Source organism: Methylomonas sp. 11b, assembly GCF_000515215.1.
Classification (GTDB): Bacteria; Pseudomonadota; Gammaproteobacteria; order Methylococcales; family Methylomonadaceae; genus Methylomonas.
The window spans coordinates 1,595,800-1,609,769 of sequence record NZ_KI911557.1 but is presented as its reverse complement, the minus strand read 5'-3'; the positions used below and the strand labels follow the sequence as shown (position 1 = coordinate 1,609,769).

The following is a 13,970-nucleotide window of genomic DNA, read 5'->3' as shown; positions in this document are numbered from 1 at the left end:
GACTTCAAAAACACCCGTCGCGTTAGCGACACAACATAAATGAAAGCCATCCACCAAAACATCACTAAAATCCGCCGCGACTACAACGCCCTGGTCGCCAACGAAACCCTGGAAGACTACGCGCTACGGTACGCGCCGCGCAGCTTCCGGAAATGGAGCGAGTTCCAGGTGGCTAACACCGCGTTCGGCTCGACTTCATTTCTGGTGCTGGAAGCTATCGGCGGCTTTTTGTCGATCAATTACGGCTTTACCAATGCCTGCTGGGCGATTCTGATCGTCGGCATCGTGATTTTCATCACCAGCTTGCCGATCAGTTATTACGCGGCCCGCTACCATATCGACATCGACCTACTTACTCGTGCGGCCGGTTTTGGCTATATAGGCTCCACCGTTACTTCGCTGATTTACGCCTCATTTACCTTCACGCTGTTCGCGCTGGAGGCTTCTATCATGTCGCTGGCGATTGAATTGTATTTCCAGATTCCGCTGGCCGTTGCGCATGTGGTCAGTGCGGTGATTGTGGTGCCCTTGGTGACTTTTGGTATTACTACCATCAGCCGGATGCAACTGTGGACCCAGCCGATTTGGCTCGCGCTGCTGATTGCACCTTACATAGCCGTGGCGCACGCCGAGCCCGAAGCGCTGATGACCTTAAAGACTTACTTCTGGATCGCCGGCAGCGGCGAAGGATTTGATTGGCTATTGTTCGGAACCGCCACCACCGTGGCATTTTCGATGGTGGCGCAAATCGGTGAGCAGGTGGATTTTCTGCGCTTCATGCCGGATAAAACCAAGGCCAATAAATTCAAGTGGTGGGCGGCGATGCTGGCGGCCGGTCCGGGCTGGATCGTGTTTGGGGTGGTCCGGCAAATCGCCGGCGCCTTGTTGGCGCATCTGGCGATTCGGTACGGCATCAGTCCGCAGCATGCCCACGAGCCGACGCAAATGTATCTGGTGGCGTATAACGAGCTGTTCGAGAATCCGCAATGGGCCTTGGCAACCACGACCTTATTCGTGGTTCTCAGCCAGATCAAGATCAACGTCACCAACGCTTATGCCGGTTCGCTGGCCTGGTCGAATTTTTTCTCAAGGTTGACGCATAGCCATCCGGGGCGGGTGGTGTGGTTGCTGTTTAACGTGCTGATCGCCTTGTTGTTGATGGAATTTGGCGTGTTCGGCGCGCTGGAAAAGGTATTGGGTTTGTTTTCGAATATGTCGATTGCCTGGATCAGCGCGGTGGCGGCTGAGTTGATGATCAATAAGCCTTTGGGACTCAGCCCGAAGGAAATCGAATTCAAGCGCGCGTATTTGTCCGACCTCAATCCGGTAGGGATGGTCGCGACGTTTGTGGCATCGGTGGTGTCGATTCTGGCTTACGTGGGGCTGTTCGGCGAATGGCCCAAGGCTTTTTCGGCGTTTATTGCGCTCGGATTTTCTTTCGTGCTGGTGCCGGTGATCGCAATGTGTTGTGCCGGCAAACATTATCTGGCTCGCGACCGGAAAAAGCATAATCGCAAATCGCATGATAAATGCTCGATTTGCGAGAACGAATTCGAGCACGACGACATGGCCTACTGCCCGGCTTACGCCGGCAGTATTTGTTCGCTGTGTTGCACGCTGGACGCGCGTTGTCTGGATGCCTGCAAGCCGGGTTTTCGCTTTGATGACTATTTGGAGAGTCTCGCCAGGACTTTGATGCCGGATTTTATCGGCATCACTGCGCGTTTGCGCTTGTTGCGCTTTGGCTTGCTGTTTGGTTTTCTGACGATCCTGACCGGGATATTTATCAGCATCATTTATTACCAGGATTTACTGAGCGTCCGACAGAATCAACCGGCCTTTGGCTTGTTGATCAACAACTTCCTGAAAATTTATGCATCCTTGCTGGTGTTTATCGGCCTTTGTACCTGGTGGCTGATTTTGAACGCGGAGAGCCGGCGGGTGGCGCATGAGGAAACCGCCAAGCAAACCCAATTGCTGCTGCAGGAAATCGAACAACACAAGCAAACCGATCTGAAGTTGCAGCAGGCCCGGCGGATGGCCGACGCCGCCAATCAGGCCAAGAGCCGCTTCCTGAGCAATATGAGCCACGAGATCCGCTCGCCGTTGAACAGCATCGTCGGCTACGCTCACATTTTAAATCAGGACCCGAATATCCCGGAAAACCGTCGGCAAGCCGTCGATACCTTAAAGCGCAGTGGTGAGCACTTGAGTGCGCTGATCGAGGATATTCTGGATATTGCCCGCATCGAGGCGCGCAAATTCGATTTCAAATACCAGCCTATCGATTTCCCCGGTTTTATCGAACATCTGGTGCATGTCTTCAAAGCGCAAGCCGAAGATAAGGGCTTGAGTTTTAATTGCCAATTGACCACAGTGCTGCCGCAACGCATCCGCGGCGATGAAAAGCGAGTAGGGCAGATCTTGATGAATTTGCTCGGCAATGCCATCAAATTCACCGGTCAGGGCGGCATTGTATTTCGGATCGGGTACAGCAGCGGCGTAGCCAGCTTTCAGGTGTCCGACACCGGTAGCGGCATTGACGAGCAGCAATTGCAAAATATTTTTCAGCCCTTCACGCGGCTGGATACACCGACCGGCAATGCGGTGTCAGGTAGCGGTTTGGGGCTGACCATCAGCAAAATTCTAACTGAGGTGATGGGCGGCGAGTTGGCGGTGCAAAGCCGAGTGGGCGAGGGTTCTACGTTCAGCGTAAGGCTGTTGTTGCCGAGTTTGGGTGTAGAAAATGAAACCGAATCGCACGGGCCTGTCATTGGCTATCAAGGCGCGCGCCGGCGGATCATGGTGGTGGACGACCAGCGAGAACATCGGGAGTTATTGTTGTCCTTGCTCGAGCCATTGGGGTTTTATCTGGAAGAGGCCGATTCCGGCGAGGCTTGCTTGGAGAAAGTGGTGGAACAGCAACCCGATTTGATCTTGCTGGATATTTCCATGAGCGGTATAGACGGTATAGAAACCGCGATGCGTCTGCGCGAGCGCGGTTTACAGATGCCGATTGTGGTGCTGAGCGCCAATGCCTATCCCGGTGATCGGCTGGCGGTGTTAAATGCCGGCTGCAACGATTTTCTGTCCAAGCCTATTCAGGTGCCGCAGCTGATGAGCAAGCTGAAGCTATATTTGTCACTGGCCTGGATCTATCAAGACGACGCCGCGCCGGCGGTTTCCGAAAAACTACCCGAACCGATGCTGGTGCCGCCGCCGGAATTGTTGCAAGCCTGCGTGGAATATGTACGAATCGGCGACTTGTTGGGCCTGAAGAAAGTACTGGCACAACTCGGTCAAACCGAGCCGCGCTACAGCGCCTTCTTTGCGAAGCTGATGGTTTTAGCCAACCAGTTTCGGGTGGGCGAAATCAGGAAGCTTTTGAATATGCACAAACAGGAGGTGTCCCGATGATGGACGTATCCGCCAGCAATGGCACGGTGTTGATAGTCGACGACACACCCGGCAATTTGGCCCTGTTGTCCGATACGCTGTCCGAAGCCAATTATCGGGTATTGGTGGCTACTGACGGTTGTTCGGCCATCGAACAGATTCAATACGTCAAACCCGACATCATTTTGTTGGATGTGATGATGCCGGGCATAGACGGCTTCGAGACCTGCAGCCGGCTGAAAGCCGATCCGACGACCGCGCCGATTCCGGTGTTGTTCATGACCGGTTTGAGCGAGCTGGACGATTTGCTGCGCGGCTTTGGCGAAGGGGCGTTGGACTACATCGTTAAGCCAATTCGGCCGGCGGAAGTGCTGGCGCGCATTGAAGTACATTTGACGCAAACCCGTAATTTACGGCGGGCCGAGAGCTTGCTGGACCATCACGATTTTGCCGCTATAGCCGCAGACGCACTCGGCCGTATCGTATGGTTGACGCCGGCAGCTAAAGAATGGCTGGATGATTTTTGCGAATTGCAGGGATTGGCTCGGGCTGCGAATGACATGCTCCCGGAGTCGCTGCGGGGCTGGTTTCAACGCTGGTTGCGGCAAAGCGGGCGAAATGATGCGGAAGCCGAATCCGAGGCACATCGTTTGGCGCCGGGTTTTACGCTTAGAGTCAGCGCCTGTCAGAATCCGGATGAATATCTGCTGCTATTGCAACGGGAAGACGCGCAATGGACGCCGGAAACCCTGCGCGACAAACTGAAGCTGACGTTTCGCGAGGCCGAGATTTTGATGTGGATTGCCCGCGGCAAAACCAATAAGGAGATCGGTATCATCCTCACCACCAGTCCCAGAACGGTGAATAAACATCTGGAACATATATTCGAAAAATTGGGTGTTTCCACGCGGGCGGCGGCGGTGGCGATGGTGTTGCAGCGCGGTTAGTTCAAAGCTAACAAAAAGGCCGGCAATCTTATGGATTGCCGGCCTTTTTTGGGTCTGGAGAAACGTTGCCGCCTTTAAGGCATGTACATGCCGCCATTCACATGCAAAGTTTCGCCGGTGATGTAGGAGGCTTGCTCGGAGGCCAGGAAAGACACCGCATGGGCAATTTCTTCCGGCTGACCCAAACGGCCCAGCGCAATCGAACCCAGCAGCGCATTCTTAATGTCTTCCGACAGTTCCTTAGTCATATCGGTATCGATAAATCCGGGTGATACGGTATTTACGGTGATGCCGCGCGAACCGACTTCTTTAGCCATGGATTTAGCAAAGCCGATCATTCCAGCCTTGGCCGCCGCGTAGTTGGCTTGACCGGCATTGCCGGTGGAGCCCACGACAGATGAAATGTTGATGATGCGGCCGTAACGGACTTTCATCATAGCGCGCAACACGGCTTTGCTCATCCGGAAGATCGAGGTCAGGTTGGTGTTGATAATGTCGTCCCATTCCTCGTCTTTCATCCGCATCAACAAGTTGTCGCGGGTGATGCCGGCGTTGTTGACCAATACTGCTGGGGTGCCGTAGGCGTCGCCGGTGGTTTTTATAAAGCTTTCGATGTCGGCGGCGTCGGCGACATTGAGTTTGTAGCCTTTGCCGTTCTCGCCCAGATAAGCGGAAATAGCCTCCGCGCCGCTGTCTGAGGTGGCGGTACCGACGACAAAAAAACCGTCGGCTACTAACTTTTCGGCAATGGCCCGGCCTATGCCGCGGCTGGCGCCGGTAACAATGGCGAGTTTTTTATCCACGGAGTTGCTCCACAACGTTGTTGATGGTTTCGGGGTCGTATAGTGTGTAATGCGCGGCATCCGGCGCTATGCGTTTGTTTAAGCCGACTAATACTTTGCCGGGTCCGCATTCGACAAAGGCGGTAACGCCTTGTTCGTGCATGAATTTGACGCTTTCCACCCAACGTACCGGTTTGAATAATTGTTCTTTCAACGCGTAGCGAATCACTTCCGGCGAACCGTGCGATTTGACGTCGGCGTTGTGGATCAGCGTGCTATTCGGCATCTCGACGTTAAGGCCTTGCAGTATTTCGTTTAGCTTGTCGGACGCGGCTTCCATCAGAGCGCAGTGGGACGGCACACTAACCGGCAACTTTAATGCGCGTTTGGCGCCGAGTGCCTTCAAGGCTTCCATCGCGCGTTCCACCGCAGCGGTTTCGCCGGCGATGACGACTTGGCCAGGCGCGTTGAAATTGGCGGCGGCGACGATGTCGCCATTGGCGACTTCGGCGCAGGTATTGACGACTTGATGATCTTCCAGGCCCAGAATAGCCGCCATCGCGCCTTTTCCTGTCGGTACCGCTTCCTGCATCAGTCGACCGCGCTCGGCCACCAGACGAATGGCGTCTTCATAGCCCAACGCGCCCGAGCAGACCAGGGCGGTGTATTCACCCAAGCTGTGGCCGGCCATCCAGGCGGGTTTGATGTCGGATTTTTCGCACCAGGCCCGCCATACCGCAACGCCGGCCGCCAGCATAGCCGGCTGGGTGTTATGTGTTTGGTTCAAGTCGGTGTCCGGGCCGTTCGCGACCATATTCCACAGATCGAAACCCAGCACGTCGGAAGCTTGTTCGAAAGTTTGCTTGACCAATGGGTTGGCGGCGGCCAGCGTGCCCAGCATGCCGACAGCTTGCGAGCCTTGTCCGGGAAATACGAATGCCAGATTGTAACTTTGTTCTATCGTCGTCATGTTTAGTACCTAATTAATGCGGAACCCCAGGTAAAGCCGGCTCCAAAAGCTTCCATTAATACGGTTTGTCCGCGTTGAATGCGGCCGTCGCGCACACCTTCGTTAAACGCCAATAACACGGAGGCGGAGGAGGTGTTGCCTTGGTTTTCCAGGGTCAGAATCACTTGATCCATGGACATGCCCAGTTTTTTGGCAGTGGCGGCGATAATGCGCGTGTTGGCTTGATGCGGCACCAGCCAATCGATATCGCTTTGCTGCAAGCCGTTGGCTTCCAGGGTTTCATCGACAATCCGGCCCAGCGTGTTGACCGCGACCTTAAATACTTCGTTGCCGCGCATGCTGATGTAAGCCATTTCGTTTTGTTTGGCGACTGCCGCTACCTGCGGATTGGGACAATACAATAAATCTTCGTAGCCGCCGTCGGAATGAATATGCGTGGACAAGATGCCCGGTTTGTCGCCTGAGGTCAGCAAAATTGCGCCAGCGCCGTCGCCGAACAGAATGCAGGTGCCGCGGTCGGTCCAATCGACAATGCGCGAGCAAATTTCCGTGCCCACCACCAGTACGTTTTTGGCAAAACCGGTTTTCAGGTATTGATCGGCGATGCTTAGCCCGTAGACAGAACCGGAGCAAGCGGCTTGAATATCGAAGCCGACACATTGCTTGATGCCCAGGCGTTCCTGCAACAGGCAGGCCGTACTGGGATAGACGCGATCCGGCGTGCCGGTGGCAACGATGATCATATCGATGTCTGTCGCAGCAATGCCGGCCGCCTCAATAGCTTGTCTGGCGGCGATTTCCGCCATGCTGGAAGCGGTTTCGTCGGGGCCGGCTATGCGGCGGCTTTTGATGCCGGTTCTTTCATAGATCCAGCTGTCGGACGTGTCCACCGTGGCGGAAATATCGTCATTGGTGCGTATGGTTTCGGGCAGATAGCCGCCCGTACCGATAACATGAGTCCAGCGTGTCATTCATCAACCTTTTGGGTCAGCGCGAGTTCTAGTTTTTCGCTGATTTTACGAATAACGCCCTGCGCAACTTCCACTTCCGCCAAATGGATGGCGGTTTCGAAAGCCAGTGCGTCGGCGCCGCCGTGGCTTTTGATTACCAGGCCGCGCAGGCCGATGAAACTTGCGCCATTATAGAGACGCGGGTCTATGCTGTCTTTAAAGCGCTTTAAAACCGGATAAGCAATCAGGCCTGCTAATTTGGTCAGCCAGTTTTGCGAAAAACTGTCCTTCAGTTTGCCGCCTATCATTTTTGCCGCGCCTTCTATCGATTTCAGGGCCACGTTACCCACGAAACCGTCGGCGACGATCAAATCGACTTTGACGCTGCCGGCGTTGATCGAGTTGCCTTCGACGTAGCCGATATAATTCAGCCCGGAATTTTCCAGTAATTTCGCGGCGGCTTTGACTTGTTCGTTGCCTTTCATGTCTTCTTCGCCGATGTTTAGCAAGCCGATGCGCGGGCGATCGATGTTTTCCACGGCCTTGACCACTTCTTCGCCCATGACGGCAAACTGGTACAGATGTTCGGCGCTGGAATCGACATTGGCGCCTAAATCCAGCATGTGGGTGTGGCCAAAAGTAGACGGCAGTGTGGAAATAATCGCCGGGCGTTCGATGCCGGGTATCATTTTCAGCACAAAACGGGCTGTTGCCATCAGTGCTCCAGTGTTACCGGCGCTGACGCAGGCATCGGCCTTGCCTTCCTGAACCAGATTAATCGCCACGCGCATGGAAGAATCTTTTTTATTCTTCAAGGCTTTTTGCGGCGCTTCATCCATTTCGACCACTTGCGAGGCGTGTTGAATACTGATCCGACCTTTAAACTCGACCAGCGCTTGGGATAGCAGGTTACCAAGAACCGATTCATCGCCAACCATGATCAGATTTAAGTCCGGATTTTTTCTTAAACAGGCCAGTGAGGCGGGAACGGTAACTTGAGGACCGAAATCCCCACCCATGGCGTCAATTGAGAGAGTTGAGCTCACGCTTAGGACTAACTCCAGTAGTTGAAAGGAGCCAACAGCTGTCCAGCGACGCGTTGGCTTACCCAGAGACTATCAATAAATCAAATATTACTGCCCGTCGTGCTGACGATTGCGCTGGAAAACGCGATACTTGCGGCCGGTCTTGGACTGAGGGCTGCTCGACTCGCCTTGCGAATGGGCAGCGAGTCGGCCTATGGCAGTTTAAAACGATTAATCTTCGTCGTTGCCGGCAATGATTTGACGGCCTTTGAAGAAACCGTCCGGCGTCATGTGGTGACGCAGATGAGTTTCGCCGGTCAATGGATCCTGAGCCAGGGTTTTGCCGACTAATGCGTCGTGTGAACGACGTTGACCGCGTCTGGAACGCGATACTTTGCTCTTTTGTACTGCCATTTCAATCTCCAGTTTTTTTAAGTTTTGCTAAAACAGAAAAAGGGTTGTTAGCCTTAGTCTGACTATCTATTGCGCTGTAATCGGCATCTTCCGAACGGTTGTGCGCGAGACAATCGTGTTCATGCCGAGGGTAGTCGGGCAATGCCAGCAGGATTTCGTCTTCGATCACGGCGTTTAACGATAGAGTGTCGCCGTCCAGTAATAGCGGTTCGCAATCGTCCAGTTGCTTTGCTTCCTGTAGCGAAGAGACAACAGCCAATTTAAAATCGATATCCAGCGGCCAAGTCAGTGCTTGCAAACAAGACTGACACGCCAATTCCACAACACCCTCGATATGGCCGGCAACCACGATGCGTTTGCCTTCCTTACCAAATTCGATCTTGGCGCTAACGCTGCCGCCATGATCGATCACGCTATCAGACAAGCGCTCGAGCGCAGCGATTTTTATATCCCCGGATAGCGCGCCTCGTCTTTCGGCGAACAATAAGGGATCGATATGGTCGGGAAACTTGTCTGACATAACTGTACAATCATACAGATAACTAACTGTTGCGTCAAACGCACACCTACTCAAACCACTAACTACCGATGACCGCCATAGTCCTTGCCTCGAGTTCGAAATACCGCCGCCAATTGTTGGAAAAACTGGGTCTGGATTTCCTTAGTTGCAGCAGCGACATTGACGAGAGCCCGCAATCGGGCGAATCGCCGGACGCTTTGGTACACAGATTATCGCAGGCTAAGGCTGAAGAAGTCGGCAAAACATACCCTAATCATTTAATCATCGGTTCCGATCAGGTTGCCGTGCTAGGCCAAGAGATATTGGGAAAACCCGGCGGGCGCGACGCGGCAATTCAACAACTTGCCAAGCAATCCGGCCGGACGGTGCAATTTTATACTGGTGTCTGTGTTTTGAATAGCGCAACGGGCCGAAGCTTAAGCGATATGGATGTTTGTAGCGTGCATTTCAAAACGCTGACATCGCCGCAGATTGAAAAGTACATCGATATGGATCGGCCCTTCGATTGTGCCGGCAGCTTCAAATCCGAGGGCTTGGGTATCGCGCTATTCAGTAAAATTGTCGGCGAGGACCCCAATGCGCTGGTCGGTTTGCCGTTGATAAAACTGGTGGTGTTATTGGAAGAATTTGATGTCTCTGTTCTTTAGTGGGCGGCGACACGCCGGGCTTGCTTATGCCTTTGTTTAAAGATTTATAGCCAATACCGCTAATGAAACTTCTTAGTCGGGCCAAGTAATTCAAACATCTGCAAAAATTCCTCCTCGACTTGTTCCATCATCGAGATGATTTGCTCTCGGGTTAAACGCACCAGCGTTAACGATTGATTGGAGAATTCCGCAACGGCTAATTCCAGGCCATCGGCTTGTTGGCCGCTATCGACCAAGCGCGCCGCCATATGCAGCAAATGAGCGTCCAATTTGTGCACTTGGGCATCGGCGGGTTCCAGATAGCAGCTTGTGGTTTCGTACAGGGATTCCGGTAAGCCCCAGGTTTTCAGCAATTCCCCGCCGACCTCTGCATGAGTAAAGCCGATCAGTTCTTGTTCGAAGCCGGCCAACAAGGCGCGGTTATGGTTGGCGGCAAGTAATGCTCTAAGATATTGCTCGGGCATTTTTTGACTGAGTAGCAGTGAGCCAATGTCATGCAGTAGACCGGCCAGGAACAGTCTTTCGGTATGCAGCACGGCGCTGGCTTTTGCCAGCAGACGGGCAATGACCGCGCAATGTATGCTGCGCATCCAGAACGAGGTCATGTCGATCAGTTCGTCGGGAATTTTTCCGAAGCGATCAACAACCGTGGTAGCCAATACCAGATTACTCAGGTCGTCGATGCCTATTACGGTAACGGCGCGGGAAATGGTGTCGATTTTGGCTTGAAAACCGTAGAAAGGACTATTCACTACCCGCAACAACCGTGCGCTCAGAGCCGGATCCTTGGCGATAACCTTGCCGATGTCAGCCAGTGAATAACGCGAATCGCGGATCATCTCGCTAAGTTGGAAATAAATGTCGGGTAGGGAAAATAGCTCGGTCGAGCCGGCAATCAATTGCTTGATGGCAGCAGCTTTCAATTAACTCTTCCGATACAGCGCCATGACGTGCTGCACGTAATTGCGGGTTTCGGGATAGGGCGGTACGCTATTATTGTATTTCATCACCGCGCCTTCGCCGGCATTATAACCGGCTACCGCCAAGGTCAGATTGGAGTTGAACATCGCCAGTAAATCTTTCAAGTAACGGGTACCACCGTCGACATTTTGCTCGGCATCGCGCCGGTCGGTGACACCGTAGCGGCGCGCGGTATCCGGCATTAACTGCATCAAACCCACCGCGCCGGCCGACGATACGGCATTGGGGTTATAAGCCGATTCGGCTTGGATCACCGCGTGCAGCAGTTTGGGGTCCATTTGATGTTTGGCCGCAGCCTTGGCAACCAAATCGTTAAATTTGAGTTTATTACCCGACATGAACTTTAGGTCGCGGCTGTATGTGCGCGGCCGGGTGCGGATGATCAAGCGGTAATCGAAGCCTTTTTTCGGCTCATCGGTGTAATACACTCGACCGCTAGGATCGGTGTATTTGAAAATGTCCGCCCCCGCATCGGTGATTAGCGTTATCGATAGTGTGACAATCAGCAGGGGTCTCATCGCGTCACCTTTTACCGATTGAACTCATTCAGTCACGCTAATCAGGCTGGCCGCCCGGACTGCTTTGGCTCGAGCCTCGCTGACGTTGTCGGCCGTGGCGAGTGCTACGCCCATGCGCCTTGACACGAAAGCTTCCGGTTTGCCGAACAGGCGAATGTCGGTATCGGCTATAGCCAATGCTTTTTCCAAGCCCTGATAGGTCACGGCTTTGGCGTCTATGCCGCCCAGAATCACCGCGCTGGCGGCGGTTTTATCCAAAGTGGTGCTGACCGGCAAGCCAAGAATGGCGCGGGCATGTAAATCAAATTCACTTTGCCGTTGGCTGGCCATCGTCACCATGCCGGTGTCGTGCGGTCGGGGACTGACTTCGCTAAACCAGACTTGATCGCCGTCGATGAACAATTCCACGCCGAATAAACCCAAGCCGCCCAAGGCAGTAGTCACTTTGTCGGCGATTTGCTGGGATAAGGTAATAGCCTTTGCGCTCATCGCCTGCGGTTGCCAGCTTTCCCGATAATCGCCGTTTTCTTGGCGGTGGCCTATCGGTTCGCAGAAATAGGTATGTACCTGGCCGTCTCCGTCCAGCGCGCGCACCGTGAGCAAAGTAATTTCAAAATCAAAATCGATCTTGGCTTCGACGATCACTTTACCGGTGTCGGCGCGACCGCCAGCCTTGGCGTAATCCCAGGCGGCTTGCAATTGATCGGCGCTTTTCACCATGGACTGACCCTTACCGGACGACGACATGGTGGGTTTGATAAAGCAGGGGTAGCCAATGCCACTATCGACTGCGGATTTCAGTTGTTCAAAGGTTTCGGCAAACGCGTATTTCGAGGTGGGTAGTCCGAGTTCAGCCGCAGCTAGCTCGCGTATGCCCTCGCGATTCATCGTCAATTGAATCGCTCTGGCGTTGGGTACGACGGTAGTTTGGCCTTGGACTTCAATTTCCGCCAGTGCATCGGTGGCAATTGCTTCGATTTCGGGGATGATGTAATGCGGCTGTTCGCTGGCAATCAGCGTTTTCACTGCATTTGCATCGGTCATGTCTATCACATGGCTGCGATGCGCGACTTGCATGGCCGGCGCACCGGCATAGCGATCAACTGCAATCACTTCCACGCCGTAGCGTTGCAGCGAGATGGCGATTTCTTTGCCCAATTCGCCGCTGCCCAGTAATAAAGCTTTGGTGGCGCTGACGCTGTCAGGGGTGCCTATTTTCATGATTTCGCTAAATAGTTATCGATGTCTTGCTTGGAAAAACCAATTTTTTTCGCCACACGGTCGGCGTGACTGACCCGGGAAATGCCGGCGATCAATTTAAAAGTCGGCAAGTCGTCGGCAAATTCCACTTGTTTGGGGACTGCGATTTTTCTTTTCACAAACTCGTCCACCAGTTGATGGTTATGGGTAATTAAAATGGTGCTGTTGCCTTTGCGGTAAAAACCGTCCAGCACGTCGATAGACGACTGCATCTTCTCTTCAAAGGTAGTGCCTTCCGCCATTTCGTCAAGCACCACCAAGCTTTTTGCGGTGCTGGCCAGGAAAATATCGCGAGTGCGTTTCAATTCTGTGCCGAAACGGCCTTCGCCGTCGTCGAGGTGACTAATCTCTGGGCATTGATAGAAAATCCGGTCGGCGACGCTCAAGCTGGCAGCTTGGGCCGGCACGAAACAGCCGATTTGCGTCAGCAATTGAATTTGGGTGACGGTTTTGCAAAATGCGGTTTTACCGCCGCTATTGGGACCCGTCACGCAAACCAGGCGCTCGTCGTCCATGCTGAAATCGTTGCCGACATAATCTGGGTTTTTTTGGCCCAGTACCGGGTTTTTCGCCGCGACTAATTTGATATTGTGATGTTCGTTGGCGTTCAGTTCCGGCAGCACCATCTCGCTACCGTAATCTTCGGCATACTTAATAAAGGCTAGCAATTCGTCGAGTTGGCCCAGGCCATCCAGCATATCGCCGAGCGCCTGTGAATTACGATAGATGTTGCGTAACGGAATGATGCAGTTGTCTCGATCATAACCGCCGATTACCGGAATATAAGCCAAGGCCAAGGGCAGAAAAAACACCGAAGCGACCGACAAGCCGTCACGGGTGACCTGAAACATATCGGTCGGGAAAATTTGCATCAAGCCCCAGATCGCGGCGATCAGCAAGCCGATCAACATCGGTTTGAACAAGGTGGGCCGGAAGATAGTCGCCGGCGAGAACGAGTTTTTGCGTTCCTCCTTGCTTTGCAGGCCTTTCTCACTGTTGTAGACCGGGCCGACCATCAGCGAGTATTCGTTGCTGTGCGAAAAATTGCCGATCTTCTCGAAGACGCTTTGCAGATAAGGACTTTGCGGCTTGCCGGAGTTGTAGATAGCACCGACCAGACTCAAGACCACGCGCACGCCGCGCACATATTGTTTGTAGCCGTAACCTTCGATTTGATGGTCTTCGCGCGCCGTGCCGAAACCACCGAGAAATTCGCCGAATAACAATAAATAAAGCCGGTTTTCCGCTGAGGCAGCGTTGGCGATAATATTTTCGACGTTGGCGCGCACATCCGGATTGTCTTGAATTTCCCGCACCGCTGCTTGTTTGGCGGCTATCGCATCCAGATCGTTCAAGGGTTGGCTTAGCGAGCGATACAGCACGGTTTTACCGGCTGTAGTGCTGGCGTAGTTGACGTAATCGAACAGTTCGTCCACTTCAATGGTGTTAAACGCGCCTTGATCAATGACGCCTTCACCGGTGGGCAAGGGTTGGCTCGACCGCACTGCCGGCCATTCGTCGTTCCAGCTTTGTAAGATGTTTTGTTGCATATTACCCCCG

At 53.5% G+C, this 13,970-nt stretch carries 13 protein-coding genes; 3 read left to right on the top strand and 10 right to left on the bottom strand.

Annotation, left to right across the window (positions count from 1 at the left end):
• The first annotated feature begins 39 nt into the window (after positions 1–39).
• Together METH11B_RS0107555 and METH11B_RS0107550 are read left to right on the top strand one after the other, a co-directional pair.
• Entirely contained in the window at positions 40–3,417 is a 3,378-nt protein-coding gene (locus METH11B_RS0107555) for a hybrid sensor histidine kinase/response regulator (protein WP_026601504.1), read from the top strand.
• Positions 3,414–4,343: a response regulator transcription factor gene (locus METH11B_RS0107550; protein WP_020482636.1), complete on the top strand. Its 930-nt coding sequence runs from the start codon at positions 3,414–3,416 to the stop codon at positions 4,341–4,343. Before METH11B_RS0107555 ends, METH11B_RS0107550 begins: the two co-directional genes overlap by 4 nt.
• A gap of 74 nt (positions 4,344–4,417) precedes the next feature.
• On the opposite strand, the gene fabG is transcribed toward METH11B_RS0107550, so the two are convergent.
• The 6 genes from fabG to METH11B_RS0107520 form a co-directional block, all read right to left on the bottom strand.
• Positions 4,418–5,146: a 3-oxoacyl-ACP reductase FabG gene (gene fabG, locus METH11B_RS0107545; RefSeq protein ID WP_020482635.1), complete on the bottom strand. Its 729-nt coding sequence runs from the start codon at positions 5,144–5,146 to the stop codon at positions 4,418–4,420.
• Positions 5,139–6,095, bottom strand: a complete 957-nt coding sequence (fabD, locus tag METH11B_RS0107540) for an ACP S-malonyltransferase (protein ID WP_020482634.1) — start codon at positions 6,093–6,095, stop codon at positions 5,139–5,141. The genes fabG and fabD overlap by 8 nt, the downstream gene beginning before the upstream one ends.
• Before the next feature lie 2 nt (positions 6,096–6,097).
• On the bottom strand, positions 6,098–7,066 hold the full coding sequence (locus tag METH11B_RS0107535; protein WP_026601503.1) for a beta-ketoacyl-ACP synthase III: 969 nt from the start codon (positions 7,064–7,066) through the stop codon (positions 6,098–6,100).
• The gene (plsX, locus tag METH11B_RS0107530) at positions 7,063–8,091 is read right to left on the bottom strand and encodes a phosphate acyltransferase PlsX (RefSeq protein ID WP_081733767.1); all 1,029 of its coding nucleotides are present in this window, start codon (positions 8,089–8,091) and stop codon (positions 7,063–7,065) included. The genes METH11B_RS0107535 and plsX overlap by 4 nt, the downstream gene beginning before the upstream one ends.
• 210 nt (positions 8,092–8,301) lie before the next feature.
• Positions 8,302–8,484 (bottom strand): 50S ribosomal protein L32, encoded by a 183-nt coding sequence (rpmF, locus tag METH11B_RS0107525; RefSeq protein WP_020482631.1) that lies wholly within the window; start codon positions 8,482–8,484, stop codon positions 8,302–8,304.
• A 1-nt stretch (position 8,485) separates the two neighbouring features.
• Positions 8,486–9,004 carry a YceD family protein gene (locus METH11B_RS0107520; RefSeq protein WP_020482630.1) on the bottom strand — a complete coding sequence of 173 codons (519 nt, stop codon included), beginning with the start codon at positions 9,002–9,004 and terminating at the stop codon, positions 8,486–8,488.
• A gap of 68 nt (positions 9,005–9,072) precedes the next feature.
• On the opposite strand from METH11B_RS0107520, the gene METH11B_RS0107515 reads away from it, so the two are divergent.
• On the top strand, positions 9,073–9,651 hold the full coding sequence (locus tag METH11B_RS0107515) for a Maf family protein (RefSeq protein ID WP_026601501.1): 579 nt from the start codon (positions 9,073–9,075) through the stop codon (positions 9,649–9,651).
• A gap of 59 nt (positions 9,652–9,710) precedes the next feature.
• On the opposite strand, the gene METH11B_RS0107510 is transcribed toward METH11B_RS0107515, so the two are convergent.
• The 4 genes from METH11B_RS0107510 to METH11B_RS0107495 are packed head-to-tail and all read right to left on the bottom strand — an operon-like array spanning position 9,711 to position 13,960.
• Complete coding sequence (locus METH11B_RS0107510; protein WP_026601500.1) at positions 9,711–10,574, bottom strand: HDOD domain-containing protein; 864 nt, start codon at positions 10,572–10,574, stop codon at positions 9,711–9,713.
• The gene (locus METH11B_RS0107505) at positions 10,575–11,150 is read right to left on the bottom strand and encodes a lytic transglycosylase domain-containing protein (protein WP_026601499.1); all 576 of its coding nucleotides are present in this window, start codon (positions 11,148–11,150) and stop codon (positions 10,575–10,577) included.
• Positions 11,151–11,174: 24 nt separating this feature from the next.
• Positions 11,175–12,371, bottom strand: coding sequence for a formate-dependent phosphoribosylglycinamide formyltransferase (gene purT, locus METH11B_RS0107500; RefSeq protein WP_026601498.1), 1,197 nt, complete (start codon positions 12,369–12,371; stop codon positions 11,175–11,177).
• On the bottom strand, positions 12,368–13,960 hold the full coding sequence (locus METH11B_RS0107495; protein WP_026601497.1) for a MutS-related protein: 1,593 nt from the start codon (positions 13,958–13,960) through the stop codon (positions 12,368–12,370). Before METH11B_RS0107495 ends, purT begins: the two co-directional genes overlap by 4 nt.
• Between the last annotated feature and the right edge of the window lie 10 nt (positions 13,961–13,970).